The sequence below is a fragment of the Pseudarthrobacter sp. CCNWLW207 genome (assembly GCF_037203945.1).
GTDB lineage: Bacteria > Actinomycetota > Actinomycetes > Actinomycetales > Micrococcaceae > Arthrobacter.
Genome location: NZ_JBBCBS010000014.1, coordinates 75,515 through 92,172, shown reverse-complemented (window position 1 = coordinate 92,172; position 16,658 = coordinate 75,515). Strand labels below are relative to the sequence as shown.

Sequence of the window (16,658 nt, the reverse complement as noted above, 5' to 3'; positions counted from 1 at the left end):
CGCATACGCGGCGGCCAGGCGCACCCTGAACGCCGCCACCATCGCCTCCACCCGGACCGAACCGCCCAGCCCGTCCAAGCACGCATCCGCCTGCCCCCGCAAAGGATCACCACCCCCGGAACCCATCCCGGAACCCATCTGGAAACCCGCCTGAGAACCGCGGCCACCCAGCCCCCGGCGCATACAGGCAGCAAACTCCGCAGCAGCAGCCTCGAAGGCCTCAACCGCCTCCTCAACACCCGGGATCCCCATACCCCCATCATCCAGCGACCCGCCAACAAAAACACCACAGCAAATTCCCTATGTGGATAACCTCAGGACCCTCTCAGAATTGCCTTTGGGCGGTTTTCGTCCCCGGGTGCAGGGCAGCAAGTTGAAGGCCTCCGGCCGAGGCTGCCGTGAAAACCGGACTCGAGAGCGAACTTTTTCCGTCGGCGGTGTCATCCCCATGATCCGTGCCGGACCATCCCTGCGGCCACGAAGGACACGGAATGAGTTAGCGCTTCCAACCGGTCTTCTCGGAAGCCGCTGCTGCCCGTATCGTGGTGGGCGTCCCCGGCAGAATGAGCGGCAGGGGAGAAGATCATCAGCAGAGGGCTCCCCACAGAACGGATCCACCCATGCGTGAACTGAATTTCATCAGCACCGGCAAGCTGGAGTGGATTGAACGCATCGACCCGAGGCTGATCACAGGTGATGATGCGATCGTGCGCCCGATTGTTGTGGGCCGTTGCGACGGTGACACTCTGCCGATCCACCACCGTGTCTCGCGGGGGTTGCAGGCCGGTTTGAAGGCAGGGGTGATCGACCCCGTCGTCGGAAACATCTGTGGGCCGGTGCCCTTCCAAGGACCGTTCGCGATTGGGCACGAAGCGATCGCGGAGGTGGTCGAGACCGGCCCGTACGTCAGGAATCTCAATGTGGGCGACAAAGTGGTTGTGCCATGGTCCGTTTCTTGCGGACGGTGCGCAATGTGCAAGCGGGGCCTGACCTCCAAATGCACCGTTGCCCGGGACGGACGCGCCATCGCCGCTTACGGGTTCGGCCCGGCCTGCGGGCCCTACGGCGGGATGGTGGCAGACCTGATCCGGGTGCCGTTTGCCGAGCACATGCTCGTCCCGCTGCCTGACGGGCTGGACCCACTGCGCGTCGCGGCCGCCAGCGACAACCTCGCGGATGGATGGCGGACCGTGGTGCCGCAGCTCCGGGCCAGGCCCGGCGCGAAAGTCTTGGTCCTTGGTGGCGGGGGCAAGTCCATCGGCCTCTACGCCGCCGGCCTCGCCGTCGCACACGGCGCCTCGAAGGTCGATTATGTGGACACCAGTCACCGTCGCCTTGATGTTGCCCATTCCCTCGGAGCCGATGCCCACCAGCGCACCGGGAAGTCTGCCAGTCCAAGGGCCGGGTACGACATTGTGGTCGAGGCTTCCAGCACTGCTTCCGGGGTGCGCAAGGCCATCCGTGCCACGGCCCCAGGAGGGATCTGTACGGCCATTGGCTACTATCCGGGCACCAATACCGGAATCCCTCTGATGCACATGTACGCCAACGACATCACCTTGCATCTGGGTGTTTCCCATCCCCGCGCGGTCCTGCCCGAACTCCTGGACTGGGTCCATACCAACAACTTCCCCGCGGAGAAGGTCACGAGCCACCTCGCGGACTTCGACGACGCTCCCAGCGCGTACGCCGAGCACGCCACCAAGCTTGTCCTCCACCGCCCGGCTCTCATTCAGGCCTGAACGGGCATGGGCAAAGTGACTAGGGTTCCCGCAGGTGATGCTGGCAGCCCACCTCATAGGCTTCGCGGAGCCAGCCGGCGAGCTCGTCGTCGACAGCGGCGCGATTGGTGACGCGGACTGTGTAGATGTGCGTGTACGGCGTTAGCGTTTCAACTTTCCGGAACCGGGGAGACTCGATCCTGCGGGTGAGCCAGAAGTCCACATCGAGCCATCTCTTCGCCGGCTTGGCTCCGGCAAAGCGCACTCGGACCATAAAGGCCATGCGGTCCCGGTAGGGGACAAGCGTCACAGGTCCCATCGCTTCCACAGTTTGGCGGACCAGATCGAACAGTTGCCGGATTTCGGGCGGCTTCCCGCGGTATGGTTCGTCCAGTGAGTGCACGGCGCAGGAATGGTTCATGTTCCGAGTGACAAATGACTGACCGCAGTCCGGGCATGTCCACAAAGGCAGGTCGCTTTGGCGGCCCGGCGGGAGAACCGCCCCGCCGACGAGCTGCGCCACGACCTGGTCAACCCTTCGCTTCCGTGATCCCTGGGATCGGCCGTCTTCGATGAAGCGGGCCAGCTCCCGCCGATACGCCACCGGCAGCTGGCTCCAACGGTCCGCGACGCCTTGTTGATCGTGGAGCGCGGAGGCCAGTTCGCCGGGCGGGAGGACCTGCTGGGCAGTTTGCGGCTGGAGATCGACGGACACCACGTCGCCGGCCTTCACGCCAGTTGCCGCCCGAAGACCACCGGGAAGATACAGCACGTGCCCCCTGCCCTTGACGGGCATCAGGGTGGCGTTGAAGCCGGTGCCGTTGAGCTGACCGGCAATCCTGATCCGGCCATTCTCCGCAAAGGGCAACAAACCGCGCTCGGCCGGATCGGGTACATCGAGGCAGGGGTTGCGTCCCTGCAGCCGAACGAGAGCGCTGAAGTGGACCATGCGGCCATTATTTCTCCGCGCCCGCAGCCCGGCAAGGGTCCGGAAAGGGCCCTTGAGACGCCTAATGCGACTCCGCCGTGGCGAGCCGATTAAGTGCCAGGGCACCAACCAGGAGGCCGAAGTCGCGCAAGGCAATATCAAAGAAACTGCCCAGCAGCAGGAGGTTGACGATGATTCCCAGCAACCAGGCTGCCACGAGCAGGGACCCGAAGTGCGGTCGAACCGCCACCACGAGGCCGGCGATGATCTCCACCACTCCAACGGCATACATGATGGTCTGCGCCGGGAGGGGCACCACGCTGCTCGCCACGGGGGCCAGATAGATGGTCCAGTCGGCAAGAAGGTTGGTGAACTTGTCCAGCCCGAAAAGGATGGGGGCAACGGTAAAGACGGTGCGAAGCAGGAGGAACGCCTGATGCCCCGGTTCAGCCACCAGGCTCCGGCCGTTCGTCCGCTCCGCAGCAGTGGATTTCATGATGACTCCTTCTAAAAGTAGGTAATGCTATTTTAGAAGTGAAGCTATGATTAATCAACAGTTGTTGTTTTTAGAAGGAGGCTCCCTCATGCGCAGACTTCCGTGGGCCGGCCGGCTGGCCGCCGTCGCATCGTTGGGGGATGAAAAGCGCCGCCAGCTGTTCGAGTTTGTCTCAGCGTCGGACGGTGCCGTTGGCCGCGACGAAGCGGCAGCGGCCGTGGACTTACCGCGAAGCACCGCGTCCTTCCACCTGGACCGGCTGGTGAAGGACGGCCTGTTGGCCGTGGAGTTCCACAAACCGGCGGGAAAGACCGGCCCGGGTTCGGGACGGCCAGCCAAGATGTACAGGACCGCCGAGCCTGAGATCGGGGCCTTCGTTCCGGACCGGAACTACGATCTCGCCGGCGAGCTGCTCGCTGCAGCCATTGAGCATTCGTCGTCCGGCGGGACGCCCATCCGGGAAGCGCTCCTTGTCACTTCACGTGAAGCCGGCCGCACCGCGGCTGCGGGAAACGGGACACTGGAAGGCTTCCTCACGGCCGAGGGCTACCAGCCTGAACCGGATGGCGCCGGCGGCCTGACGCTGCTGAATTGCCCTTTCCATCGGCTGGCGGACAGGCATCCGGACACGGTTTGCGCGATGAACGGCGCATTCCTCCGCGGTGCGGCGTCCGGATGCGGTGATTCCGAGGACAGGGTGCTGGGCAACGACACTCCCGGGCAGTGCTGCGCAAGAATCGCCCCGCCAGGAGCGAACGACGCCGGATCCGCTGACCTCAGTCAACTGCCGGCAGGAACCTCCCGTTCCTGACCCGCGATTCACCGAACGCCACGGTCATGGGCGGAATCCCCACCGGTCCGCGGGACCGTGACTTCGGCCGGCCCACCGCCACGTGCGGCACCCAGTGCGGGTATCTGAACCCCAGTGCGGGCGAACTGAGGATAAAGTCGTCCACGTTGTCCACGAGCAGGCCGTCGAGCAGCACCCGCAGTCCCTCCACCAGCGACACCTGGAAATCATGCACCTGTTGCGGCACATCCACTTCCAGTCCGGCGATGCGACCTCCGCCCAGCACAATGAGCCGGTCTGACGTTCCGGAGAAGGCGCCGAGCACCGGCAGGGACCGCAGCCAACGTACCGTTTCCCGGGCTGCAGCGTCGGCGCTGGTGATGCCTTTGGTCCACTCGGTGACATCTCGGGAGAAGTCCTCCAGGATGCCGATGTGCAGCAGCGTCATGTGCAGTCCCCCCACCCGGCGCAGGCTATCGACGCGCTGGGCAAGGCCCTCATAGTCTGCCGGCCCCGATCCCACACCCAGCACAGGTACCTCCACCGTGATGCGCGGAAATGGCTGCATCCGGACCCCCTCACGCCAGCGCTGACTGTTCGGCTTGGTTGCAATTATCCACCGGTCCATGAATCGCCCGGCGGTGCCCTTGCCGTTCCGCCCGCCAGGGTGTCGAATCAAGTAACACGTTCAGCCCGGGTGGCATGGCAAAGACGCCAGGAGGTTCCAATGTCGGTGAAAGGTACCAAGGACGCAGCGAGGACGGCCGGCCGCGGCGGACCGGAGGCACGCCGGTCCGATGCCTCGGCCGGCATCCCCGCCCAGGACCCTGCGCAGGTCCGGAATGTGGCGCTGGTGGGCCACTCCGGAGCGGGCAAGACCATGCTCATTGAAGCGCTGCTTGCCGCGAACGGCATGATTACCCGCAAGGGCAGTATCGCGGACGGCACAACGGTCAGCGACTCGGATCCTTCTGCCGTCCATCAGCAGCGCTCGGTCACGCTGTCAGTAGTTCCGCTGTTGCTTGGCGACACCAAAGTGAACCTCCTGGACACGCCCGGATATCCGGACTTCATCGGGGAGCTCCGGGCAGGGCTGCGGGCTGCGGACGCCGTCCTTTTTGTGGTGTCGGCCGTTGACGGCATCGACGCGACCACCACGGCCCTGTGGGGTGAGTGCGAACACTTGGGGATGCCCCGCGCCGTGGCCATCACCCGTCTGGACCATCCCCGCGCCGATTACGACGGCGTCCTGGCCGCCTGCCGTGCGGCGTTCGGGGATTCAGTGCTGCCGCTCTATGTCCCGGTACGGACCGGCGGTGAAGTCACCGGCCTCCTCGGCCTGTTGTCGGGGACTGTCTCTGAATACGGGACGGGGGAGGTTCGCCCCACCGGGCGCCCCGGCAGTGCCCGGGAGCTGGAGGAAGCAGAATCTGCCCGGGCGGAACTCATTGAAGGGATCATCGCCGAAAGCGAAGACGAGACGCTGATGGACCGCTATTTGGGCGGTGAGGACATCGATACCGCTGTGCTGGTCGAGGACCTGGAAACCGCCGTCGCCCGCGGTTCCTTCTTCCCGGTTCTCTCCACATCGGCCGTGACAGGGGTGGGCGCGGCCGAACTGCTGGAGGTCCTGACCCAGGCGTTTCCATCACCGCTGGAGCGCTCCCTGCCTGACGTGACCGATCTGGCCGGAACCCCGTTGGGTGCCTTGGCGTGTGACCCTGCCGGGCCGCTGGCCGCGGAGGTTGTCAGGACCAGCATTGATCCGTTCCTGGGCCGCGTGTGTCTGGTCAGGGTGTTCTCCGGGGAGCTGCGGGCGGATACCCCGGTGCATGTGGCTGGCCACGGCCTGGCGGACCGCGGCCACCAGGACCATGACACCGACGAACGCGTCACCCACCTGTATTCCCCGTTGGGAGCCAACCTGCGTCCTGTGTCCAGCTGCATTGCCGGGGACATCTGCGCTGTGGCCAAGCTCGGCAGCGCCGAGACCGGGGATACGATTTCCGGCCGCGAGCAGCCCCTGCTCCTGGCCACTTGGGAGATCCCCGAGCCCCTGATGCCCGTGGCCATCGAGGCTGACTCCCACAGCGACGAAGACGTACTGGCCCGCAGCCTTGGAAAGGTGGCAGCGGGGGACCCTACCCTGAGGGTGGAACGAAACGCCGAAACCCACCAGCAGATCCTGTGGTGCATGGGAGAAGCCCATGCCGAGGTGGTGCTCGACAGGCTGCGCGACCAGGGCGTGAAACTGCACACCGTCAGCGTCGTGACGCCCCTCCGGGAAACCTTCGCCGCTCCTGCTGCCGGCCACGGCCGGCACGTAAAACAGTCCGGCGGCCACGGGCAGTACGCGATTTGCGACATTGAAGTCGAACCCCTCAGCCGGGGTGGTGGCTTCGAATTCGTAGACCGGACTGTGGGTGGAGTGATCCCGGGAACGTTCATCTCGTCCGTCGAGAAAGGTGTCCGGTCGCAGATGCAGAAAGGTGTCTCCGCTGGTTTCCCGGTGGTGGACCTGCGCGTAACCCTGGTGGGCGGAAAAGCTCACAGCGTGGACTCTTCGGACGCCGCCTTCCAGGCAGCCGGCGCCCTGGCGCTGCGGGAAGCCGCGGCAGCGGGGCGTATCCAGTTGCTGGAACCTGTTTCTTCAGTTGTCATCAGCGTCTCGGATGAGCATGTGGGGGCGGTGATGAGTGATCTTTCCGCCCGCCGCGGACGCCTGACCGGGACAACGTCCTCCGGCTCGGATCTGACCGAAATCAGTGCTGAGGTCCCCGACCAGGAACTCCTGAAGTACGCCGTGGAATTGCGGGCCCTTACTGCCGGCACCGGACGGTTCCGGCGCAGGTACCTGAGGCACGACCCTGTGCCCGGCAACACGGTTCCTGTCGCCTGAACGGCAGGGCCGCGGGCTGGCGCATTACCAGGGCGCGGGCTTTCGAACCACCGTTGAATGTCGAACTGCCGCGGAGTAGGCTGACGCCCACCTCAACCCGCACCACCCTCATCAGGGAGCGACTATGCCAGGTTTACGACGTCGACTTGCTGCCTCTACGGCGGTTTTGGCTTTGAGCGTTATGGGCGGGGCGGTGATGAATCCGGCCTCCGCCGATCCTCGCGAGACGACGAAGGAGGCTGTTGCCACCGGGTACGGCGGGGCGGTGAGCACCGTTGACCCGGAGGCATCGGCTGCGGCCATTGAGGTCCTGCGGGACGGCGGTAATGCCGTGGACGCCGCTGTTGCCGCCGCGGCTACGTTGGGCGTCACAGAGCCTTATAGTGCCGGGATTGGCGGGGGCGGCTATTTTGTGTTCTACGACGCGAAGACCGGCAAGGTGGGCACTATCGACGGCCGTGAAACCGCCCCGGCAACCATGCCGCCAACGGCGTTCGTGAACCCGGCGACAGGGACCTTCTACACGTTTGCGGAGCTCGTCTCCAGCGGCGTCTCGGTTGGTGTACCGGGCACGCCGGCCACATGGGAACGCGCCTTGGAACGATGGGGCACGCTGGACCTCGATGAGGCCCTCGAGCCTGCCATCAAGGTGGCCAACCGCGGGTTTGTGGTGGACGAAACGTTCCGCCAGCAGACCCTTGACAACAAAGTCCGTTTCTCCGCTTTCACGCCCACCAGTGAGCTTTTCCTTCCCGGTGGCGACGCCCCCGCCGTCGGCAGTGTCTTCCACAACCAGGACCTCGCGAAGACCTACCGGCTCCTCGCGAAGGAGGGGACGGATGCCTTCTACGGCGGCCCGCTCGCGGCGGAGATCGCCGCCACGGTGCAGGATCCGCCGAAGGATCCCACCTGGGTGGCTCCTGCACCCGTGCCACCTGCGACGACGCCCGTCTCCATTCCCGCTGTGCCCGGATACCTCACGACGGCGGATTTGGCTGCGTACCGGACGATTGACCAGGAGCCCACGCACGTCAACTACCGCGGCTACGACGTCTACGGCATGGCGCCGTCCAGCAGCGGCGGCACAACAGTCGGCGAGGCACTGAACATCCTTGAGCCGTTCGACCTCGCCGGAATGTCCGACGCCGGTGCCCTGCACCACTACCTCGAGGCGAGTGCGCTTGCCTTCGCGGACCGTGGCGCCTACGTGGGTGACCCCGCGTTCTTCGACGTCCCCACCGAGGTACTGACGGACCCGGTATTCGGCAAGGAACGGTCCTGCCAGATCGATCCGGACACTGCGGCCATCAAACCGGTACCGGCCGGGAACGTGACATCCTACGACGGCGTATGCCCGGTTCCACCCGCTGCGGCCGCTGATGAAACGGACACCGAAAACATCTCAACCACCAACCTGACCGTGGCTGACAAGTGGGGCAACGTCGTGGAATACACCCTCACCATCGAGCAGACCGGCGGCTCGGGCATTGTGGTGCCCGGCCGCGGATTCCTGCTCAACAACGAGCTGACCGACTTCTCCTATACCTCCACAAATCCGGACGACCCGAACCGGATTGAACCCGGGAAGCGTCCGCGCTCGTCAATGTCGCCCACGATCATCCTTCACGAAGGAGAACCGTTCCTGGCGCTCGGTTCGCCCGGCGGTTCCACCATCATCACCACGGTTCTGCAAACCATCCTTAACCGGGTGGATCTGGGCATGGGCATTTTCGACGCGCTCGCCGCGCCCCGTGCAGCCCAGCGCAACACGGTGAACGTCACGGCCGAGCCGGACTTCATCACGCTCTATGGATCCCAGCTGGCACCGTACGGCCACAACCTGGTACCCGCAGGGGACGCCTTCACGTCCGCGGCAGAGATCGGCGCCGCAACAGCCATTGAGTTTGGCCCGGATAACAGCATGACCGCAGTGGCCGAGCCCCTCAGGCGCGGGGGTGGTTCAGCGATGGTGGTCCGGCCGGCCAAGTGAGCGGTGGAAAGGATGGTTCCGTAACGCCGGTGTAACGCCGCCTGTCCATACTGGGTGCTCGTGGGGGGATGACAGATTCAGCCGCACGGGCGGAAGGCGACCGGGATGAGTGATCCAACCGAGAACGGGACGGTCCAGCAAGACCGGTTACGCCACAAAAACAGGATCTGGGCGGAGCAGGTCCTGACCCGCGCAACCCGGCTCAGGGCCCTGTCCGTGTGGATGCAGTCCCGCAGCAACGACGAATTCCTTGCAGTCCTCGACGAGGGCATCAGCCGGCACCTGGATATCGCCGAGACCTCCGCCGGGGGCAGGAACCACCGCGGATTCACCGACTTCGGCGGATCAGCCATCGAATGCGCCGTCAGCAACCTGGATGCCGCAGAATCCCTGCTGCTGCTACGCGCGCCGGACGATTACATCCAGGGGCATTTCCCCGGCATCCACTCGGACGTCCGCCGGTACCTTGAAGCCGAAGACCCACGGAGAAGGCGGATCGAAGCGCTGTCCAAACAGAGCCTTGAGTCGCCGGTCAGCATCGACACGCGCGAGAGCCTTGGCATAGCCCTCACGGCGGCCCGGTCGCATTCACGGCAGCAGTACATCAAGGTCCGGAACTTCCGGAACGCGGTGGTAGTGGCCACCGTGGTGCTGTTCTCGGTGGCCGTGGCATTGGGGATCTGGGGCCTGAGCGCGCCGCAGTCCATCCCGCTGTGCTTCAACCCCGATGACAAGATCGTCTGCCCTGCTGCGGAGTCGCTGTACCGCCCGGACGCCGGTGACGACAAGGACCTGGTGGTCTTGAGGACAGCGATGCCGGGGGACATCTTCCTGATCCAGTTCGTTGGGCTGGTGGCGGCTGCCGTGTCCGGGGCAACGTCCCTGCACCGCATGGAGGCAACCCCGGTTCCGTTCAGCCTCCCGATTGCCCTCACGGTCCTCAAGCTCCCCACCGGGGCACTTACCGCGGTGCTGGGCCTGGTCCTCATGGGCGGCGGGTTTGTGCCCGGACTGAGCGCACTGGATTCGGCGCCCCAGATCCTGGCCTGGGCCATCCTCTTCGGGGCGTCCCAGCAGTTGTTAACCGGCCTTGTGGACCGGCAGGCGAGGGGCGTCCTGGACGGCGTCGGCGGGAAACCGCACGGAGCCCGGACCTAGCGCTCCGATGGGCACTCCGGAGGAACGCATGGCCGAGGAATTCGTGGAGGCGCTGGTAGTACTGGACGTGGAGGCCGCCGCCGGTGGGCGGCTCGCGGAGTTGCGCCAGCACGCCGTCGTGCTTCAATGGCTGCCGCCGCGGATTGCCATTGTGCGAGTGCCGGCAACCCATCCGCTGCCCGAGGCAGTCCCGGGGACGCGCTGGTTCACTGGGGGCGTCCCGGCGGAAGTGGCAGCGGATTTCACGCCGGCGGAGCGGCTGTTTGCCGAGGCGTGGCTGTCCCGCCGCGAAGCCAAGACCCGCCCGGGGGAAGGCCTGCCGTGGGACGCGCCCGGAAGGGAAGCCCCTGACTGGCCGGAGGAGCCTCCGCAGCAGCAATAACACTCCAGTAACGCCCGCCGTCGCATAGTCCTTGCTGTACGCCGGTGTAAGGAGAGGGCAATGTCTGGAGATTTGAATGTCAGGGAGCAGGCCGTCCTGGACGATTTTCCGGGGCTGCGGAGCGGGGCGGATCCGAACCCGCCGGTCCACCAGTACGGGCGGATCCGGATCACCGTTGTGCCGCAAGGCGGCGGTCCACTGCGGAACGGCCTGGCGCCTGACGCGGTGCCGGAGGATCTCACGGACACCGAGCGACTCGGCTTGGATGCGCTCCGCCTGCGCGATTCGCAGGAGTTCCGGACCGCCAAGGAGAACCGTCCGCGGCAGGGGGAGCCCTGGGACATGACCGGCTGCACGGACGTCGCGCCCGTGGGGGAGGCGGACGTAGGCGCTGACAGCCTGGCCTTCGCTGCCGCACCCACCAGCAGTTACCTCGAGGGCACCGTTGCTGTGGGCATAGTGATAGTCCAGGGCCCGACGGCGGCCCTGCGGTTTTCGGACGCAGAGGTCCTGAAGGTGGTGGCTGAGGTCCAGAACGGGCTGGGCTACTTTGCCACGACCAACCCGATCGCAGGCATCAGCTTTGCCTATGACATCCAGAACGTCACCCTGGCTACCCCGGCGGATCCGGCAAACCCCGATCTGGAAGGGCTGTGGCGGAATCCGGCCATGGGCGCCATCGGATACAGCGCCGACTGGAGCGGCGTGGGTGCCTACGTGGAGGACCTGCGGACACGCTTTGGCACACGCTGGACCTTCTGCGGCTTCTTCACCAAGTACCCGCTCGGGCATTTTGCGTACGCGTCGATCGGCGGACCGCGGATTGTGATGGACTACAACAACGACGGCTGGGGACCGGACAACATCGACAGGGTCTTCGCCCACGAAACCGGGCACATCTTCGGCTGCCCCGACGAGTACGCGGCCAGCGGCTGCAACTGCGGCGGAAGCTGGGGCCGGTACGGGACAACCAACGGCAACTGTGAGAACTGTGCTGCCAGCGGCGGTGTCCCGTGCCTGATGAAGGGCAATACATTCACGCTGTGCGGCCACACCCCCGCCCATTTGGGCTGGTCGCCGCAACTCCTGGTCCGCAACTACGGGGCTTCCGCCGGCGGCTGGCAGGTGGGCCGCCACCCGCGGATCCTGGCCGACACTACGGGTGACGGCCGGGCCGACATTGTGGGCTTCGGCGACGCCGGCGCCTACCTGTCCCGGGCCCAGGCGGACGGACGGTTCGAAGTGCCCCATCTTGCCGTGAACGACTTCGGGTATGTGGCTGGTGGCTGGCGGGTGGAGAAGCACCCGCGGTTCCTGGCCGACACTACGGGTGACGGCCGGGCCGACATTGTGGGGTTCGGCGACGCCGGCGTGTACGTGTCCCGGGCCCAGGCGGACGGCACGTTTGATGCCCTGCGCCGTGTAGTGGACAACTTCGGGTATGTGGCCGGCGGCTGGCGGGTGGAGAACCATCCGCGGTTCCTGGCCGACACCACCGCGGACGGCCGGGCCGACATCGTCGGCTTCGGCAACGCCGGCGTGTACGTCTCCCGGGCCCAGGCGGACGGCAGTTACGACGCCTTGCGGCTGGTGGTGAACAACTTTGGGTATGTGGCCGGCGGCTGGCGCGTGGAGAACCATCCGCGGTTCCTGGCCGACACCACGGCGGACGGCCGGGCCGACATTGTGGGCTTCGGGGACGCCGGCGTGTATATCTCCCGTGCCCAGGCAGACGGCAGCTACGGCCCCGTGACGCTGGCTGTCGCCAACTTTGGCTACGTGGCAGGCGGCTGGCGCGTGGAGAAACACCCGCGCTTCGTGGTTGACCTGACAGGTGACGGGCGGGCGGACATCCTGGGCTTCGGGGATGCCGGGGCTTATGTTTCCCTTGCCCAGGCCGACGGCAGCTACGGCCCGGTGACCCTGGCCGTGGCCAACTTCGGGTACGTTGGCGGCGGATGGCGCGTGGAGCGGCATCCCCGGTTCCTGGCCGACACCACCGGCGATGGCTTGCCGGACATCGTGGGGTTCGGCGACGCCGGAGTGTACGTTTCCCGGAACCTGGGCGGCGGCGCTTTCGAGGGCCCCGGCTTGGTGGACACGCATTTTGGGTATGCGAACACGGCAGGCGGCTGGCGGATCGAACGGCATCCCCGCTTTGTGGTGGACGTGACCGGGGGCGGGAAGGCTGACATTGTCGGCTTCGGCGAAGCCGGGGTCTACGTGGCCCGGGCCTAGCTACCTCAACGCCTGGCACTGGAGGCACGAAGATGGCCACCGTCTTCTTCGACATCGGCGCGACGCTCGCGGATGCGAGTGCTGCCCCGGACGGTTCGCTGACCTTTCGGCCGCGTCCCCGTGTCCTCGAAGTCCTCGACGCGCTCGCCGACATACCTCTGGGGATCATTTCGAATCCTGGCCCCGGCGAGCGCGCACGGTCCAACGCCGCCGCGGCACTGGAGGTTGGGTTCCCCGGGCGTTTTACCGACGACGCGCTGATCCGCTGGGGACCGAAGGATTCACGCGCCATTTTTGACGACGCCGTGGCCGGGGCGGGAATCGACGCGGGAGACTGCGTTTTTGTCGGCGAGGACCCGGACGAGCGCGCTTTTGCCCGCGACGCGGGACTCCGGACAGCTCCCCATCCCGTGTTTGCCACCGCCGCCATCGACGGGCGGCGCGTCTTCTGGATCCGCATTGACCTGACGGCGGACCAAAACCTCCAGGATCTCGGGGCCGTGGCAAATGCTGCCGAAGTTGTCCCCGTTCACGTGCCGTCGGCACTGCTTGTCCTTGCCATGGCCACTGCGTCCGGCGCGGAGCAGTTGGAGCAGGCAGGCTTCTCCGTGGACCAGCAGGCGCCTGTGGACGACACCGTTGCGTTCCTGGTGCGGGACGACAGACCTGTCCAGCCGCCGTCGGGCGTTGAAGCCGCGGCAGAAGCGGCCGAGACTAACGCGGGAGGGCCGTCGATGGGCCTGGCCCGCGCCTCCGCCGCCTTTGCGTTTATGACCGGTGGGCTGACCGGGCTGACGCAGACGGTGACTTCCCTGGGTCCGGCACCCGGCGGCGTCTACATCGCGGCGGCCGCCGGCACATCGGTGGAGGAACTGCACATCCCCGGCGCCCGCCATGGCCACACCGAACGGCTGCTGCCTGACCCAGGCCTCCTCGGCCGTCCGGGGGAACGCGACGCCGGCGCGCTGGTGTCCGGGTTCGCCCGGGCCGGCTTCGCGGCGGCTGTGCCGTCGCCGGAAACGCTCGACGCCGTCCGTGCTGCGGTCACGTCCTCGGCAATCCGCCGGCACATCGCGAGGATCTCCGGTAAGGCCCCGCTGGTTGACGGTGGCGAGCGGACGGTCAGGAGCCGCGACGCCTCGCATCCCGACAACATGGAGGTGGTGGATGCTTTGGCGGCACAGTTCCGCGGCTTGGGCCTTGCCGTCACCCTGCAGCCCTTCACATGGCGGGGCCACCGGCTCGCCAACCTGGCGGCCGAACACCGGGTCGAGGGATCGGACGGGGCCGTCCTGGTTACCGCGCACCTCGATTCAACAGCGGCCTACGGCGCCTTCCTGGATCCGGACGGCAGTCCCCGTCCCTACGATCCGCGGACCGACCCGGCGCCGGGAGCAGACGACGACGGGAGCGGCACCGCGGGCGTCCTGGCGGCGGCAGAGTGCCTCAGCGACATGCTGGCCCGCGGCGCGACGCCGGCGCGGACCGTCCGCTTTGTCCTGTTTAATGCCGAGGAACAGGGCCTCATCGGCAGCAAGCTGTACGCCCGCGCAGCTGCCGCGATGGGCGACAGCATCACCGCCGTGCTGCAGATGGATATGATCGCCGGTCTGCAGGACGGCGCCCGCAGGGTGGAGATTCACGCGGGTTCGTCAGTGCCGGGGCCAGCGGTGGCTGCTTCGAACGCACTCGGTGACCGGGTTGCGGAGGCGGCGGCCGCGGTGGAGCCCGGGCTGGAAGTCCAACGGCTCACCGGGAGCGCGGATCCGGCCGCGGGGCGCAGCGACCACGCGAGCTTCCACGAACGAGGCTGGGCGGCAGTTGCCATCTCCGAGAACTTCTTCGCCGACACCTCACCCGCCACCGGCACCCGGCAGTATCACCTACCGGGAGACACGCTTGACGACGCCGACCACAACACCGAGTACGCCGCTACGATCGCGCGCGCCGTCACTGTGGCGGCGCTGACGCTTGCCGGACTCTGAACAACCGCCGAAGGGATACGCCATGGGCAGCATCATTGATCAACGGAATCTGGACTACGACCGCCTCGCTGAGCGCGGCGGCGAACGGCCCCCGCGGGAAAGTGCCGGCAGGGCTGCGCCCGGGGCCGGTCCGGAATCCGGTAGCGAAGCGGGCAACGTACGCGAGAACGTGAACCGCTTCACCGGGCACCGTTCCGAACTAAGGGCAGACCAGGTACCCGGCTTCGACGCCGGGGAGGAACGCAGCGAGTCAGAGTTCATTGCCAAAGCGAAGTCGTATGCCGTCTCCGTGGCGGACGCCGTCGGATTCGAGGTGGGCGTTGCACCGGAATTTGAGGCCGATCCAACAGTCACCACCACATCGGAAGGAATGCGGGTGGTCAGCCTGCAACAGATGTCGAACGGCATTGAGGTTTGGTCCATGGCTCCCAAAGTGTGGCTTCACAGCGACGGGGCTGTGGACCGGCTGGTGGGCGACACAGTGAGCGTCCCACCGGATCTCCCCGCCAAACCTGTTGTAGCCGCAGAGGCGGCCCTGCTGGCTGCAGTCCGGGAAGCGGCGAAGGCACGGACCGTGAGGAGCAATTTCGGCGATGACGAGCTGCCGCAGCTCGAGATCTCGGAGGGAGACTTCACCCGGTTGTCGTTCCAGTCGTTGCCGGCCCGGCCGATGACGTTCAGCCGCGGAGCTTTCGCCGAGGACATTCCGGCCCGGCTGGTGTACTTGGACATGGGCGGCAGCTTCAGGCTCACGTGGTTCTTTACGCTCTCCCGCGAGGACCTGATCGTCCAATACAAGGCCTTTGTGGAAGCCGATGAACAGACCAGGGACCCGGAAGCGCCGGAGATCCTGTACTTCTATGACTCCGCCAGCCACGCTGTGGGCGGCCGCGTCATCACCAGGAACCCCGGCCAGACCGACTTCCGCGACGTCCCGTTCCCCCTGCCCGTCAGTGAGTATCCGGTTGAGCCGCCGGTTGGCTTCCCGGCCTTCGGATCGTGGACGGACCCGGTAAACGGGAAGCTGGCCACGGTGGGCAACAACGTGCGGGCCCTCAACGGGACCACCCGGAAGCCCTTCGAGATTACCGCGTCACCCAGCGGCGGGGTCTTCGCTGCCAACGCCGACAGCCCGGAACAGTTCGTCACCAACATCTTCTTCTTCTGCAACTACATGCACGATTTCTTCCTGATGCTTGGATTCAATGAGGAATCAGGAAATTTCCAGGCCATCAATCCCGGCGGAGTGGGCAGGGGCGCGGACCCCGTCGATGCCCTCGCACATCCTGGCCGGGTAGTGGGCACCGCCAACATGAGCACCCGCGCCGATGGCGTGGCCGGCCTGATGAACATGGGCCTGGTGACCTCCACCGGCCGGCACACGGCCAACGACTCCGACGTCGTTTTTCACGAGTATGTTCACGGCGTGAGCAACCGGCTGGTGGGCGGGATGCTGGATGCAGAAGGCCTGAACGAAGACCAGTCGGTGGCCATGGGGGAGGGCTGGAGCGATTTCTTCGCACTGACCATCAACAACTTCCCAGGCACCCTTGAGCGTGTGGTCACGGGCAGTTGGGTGACGGCCCGGGAGTCCGGAATCCGGCAGCGGCCCTATGATTCGCGGTACCCGGGGACTTTTGGCGACATCGGCAAGGGGGCGGGAGAAGTTGGCGGCGCCGGCAATGCGGATCTTTCCTACCAGGAGGTGCACGACGTCGGGGAGATCTGGTGCGCGGCCCTGATGCAGGTAACGCGTGAGGTCGGGGCCGCGCTTGGCAGCAAGGAGCGCGGGTACCGGGTGACATGGCAGGCCGTGGTTGACGGGCTCAAACTGACGCCCAAGAACCCTTCCTTCCTGACGGCCCGTGACGCCGTCCTGCGTGCCTTCAAGTCAATGAAGGGCACCGGCCGGCTCGCGGACGGTGAGTACACTTCAGTCCGGGGCGCTGCGTGGGAGGCTTTCGCCAAATTTGGGATGGGCTTCGATGCCTCCTGCCCGAACGCCACGTTCAGCGGTTGCCGAGGTGGAACAGCACTTCCTCCTGAGGGGGTGGAAGACTAAAAGCCTTCA

General features: G+C 66.2%; 12 protein-coding genes and 1 pseudogene. 9 read left to right on the top strand and 4 right to left on the bottom strand.

Annotated elements, in window-relative coordinates:
* Window positions 1–252: pseudogene (locus tag V9L17_RS19160) on the bottom strand (HNH endonuclease signature motif containing protein); the annotation flags it as partial.
* A gap of 368 nt (window positions 253–620) precedes the next feature.
* Between V9L17_RS19160 and V9L17_RS19155 the strand changes: the two are divergent.
* Window positions 621–1,742, top strand: coding sequence for a zinc-dependent alcohol dehydrogenase (locus tag V9L17_RS19155; protein ID WP_337352526.1), 1,122 nt, complete (start codon window positions 621–623; stop codon window positions 1,740–1,742).
* A 19-nt stretch (window positions 1,743–1,761) separates the two neighbouring features.
* Here the strand turns inward: V9L17_RS19155 and V9L17_RS19150 are convergent, their stop codons facing one another.
* Together V9L17_RS19150 and V9L17_RS19145 are read right to left on the bottom strand one after the other, a co-directional pair.
* Window positions 1,762–2,670: a DUF1905 domain-containing protein gene (locus V9L17_RS19150; protein ID WP_337352525.1), complete on the bottom strand. Its 909-nt coding sequence runs from the start codon at window positions 2,668–2,670 to the stop codon at window positions 1,762–1,764.
* A 61-nt stretch (window positions 2,671–2,731) separates the two neighbouring features.
* Window positions 2,732–3,145 carry a hypothetical protein gene (locus V9L17_RS19145; protein ID WP_337352524.1) on the bottom strand — a complete coding sequence of 138 codons (414 nt, stop codon included), beginning with the start codon at window positions 3,143–3,145 and terminating at the stop codon, window positions 2,732–2,734.
* Window positions 3,146–3,233: 88 nt separating this feature from the next.
* Between V9L17_RS19145 and V9L17_RS19140 the strand changes: the two genes are divergently transcribed.
* Window positions 3,234–3,956, top strand: coding sequence for a helix-turn-helix transcriptional regulator (locus tag V9L17_RS19140; protein WP_337352523.1), 723 nt, complete (start codon window positions 3,234–3,236; stop codon window positions 3,954–3,956).
* On the opposite strand, the gene V9L17_RS19135 is transcribed toward V9L17_RS19140, so the two are convergent.
* The gene (locus V9L17_RS19135) at window positions 3,922–4,503 is read right to left on the bottom strand and encodes a hypothetical protein (protein ID WP_337352522.1); all 582 of its coding nucleotides are present in this window, start codon (window positions 4,501–4,503) and stop codon (window positions 3,922–3,924) included. The two genes, V9L17_RS19140 and V9L17_RS19135, sit on opposite strands and share 35 nt — an antisense overlap.
* A gap of 159 nt (window positions 4,504–4,662) precedes the next feature.
* On the opposite strand from V9L17_RS19135, the gene V9L17_RS19130 reads away from it, so the two are divergent.
* From V9L17_RS19130 to V9L17_RS19100, 7 genes are all read left to right on the top strand, one after another.
* Window positions 4,663–6,834, top strand: a complete 2,172-nt coding sequence (locus V9L17_RS19130; protein ID WP_337347245.1) for an elongation factor G-like protein EF-G2 — start codon at window positions 4,663–4,665, stop codon at window positions 6,832–6,834.
* Window positions 6,835–6,958: 124 nt separating this feature from the next.
* Window positions 6,959–8,824: a gamma-glutamyltransferase family protein gene (locus V9L17_RS19125; RefSeq protein ID WP_337347246.1), complete on the top strand. Its 1,866-nt coding sequence runs from the start codon at window positions 6,959–6,961 to the stop codon at window positions 8,822–8,824.
* Between the two features lie 105 nt (window positions 8,825–8,929).
* Window positions 8,930–9,982 (top strand): hypothetical protein, encoded by a 1,053-nt coding sequence (locus V9L17_RS19120; protein WP_337347247.1) that lies wholly within the window; start codon window positions 8,930–8,932, stop codon window positions 9,980–9,982.
* Window positions 9,983–10,010: 28 nt separating this feature from the next.
* Window positions 10,011–10,364, top strand: a complete 354-nt coding sequence (locus V9L17_RS19115) for a hypothetical protein (RefSeq protein WP_337347248.1) — start codon at window positions 10,011–10,013, stop codon at window positions 10,362–10,364.
* A gap of 60 nt (window positions 10,365–10,424) precedes the next feature.
* Complete coding sequence (locus V9L17_RS19110; protein ID WP_337347249.1) at window positions 10,425–12,602, top strand: hypothetical protein; 2,178 nt, start codon at window positions 10,425–10,427, stop codon at window positions 12,600–12,602.
* A 32-nt stretch (window positions 12,603–12,634) separates the two neighbouring features.
* Entirely contained in the window at window positions 12,635–14,587 is a 1,953-nt protein-coding gene (locus V9L17_RS19105) for a M20/M25/M40 family metallo-hydrolase (RefSeq protein ID WP_337347250.1), read from the top strand.
* 22 nt (window positions 14,588–14,609) lie between these two features.
* Window positions 14,610–16,649, top strand: coding sequence for a M36 family metallopeptidase (locus tag V9L17_RS19100; protein ID WP_337347251.1), 2,040 nt, complete (start codon window positions 14,610–14,612; stop codon window positions 16,647–16,649).
* Window positions 16,650–16,658: the final 9 nt, after the last annotated feature.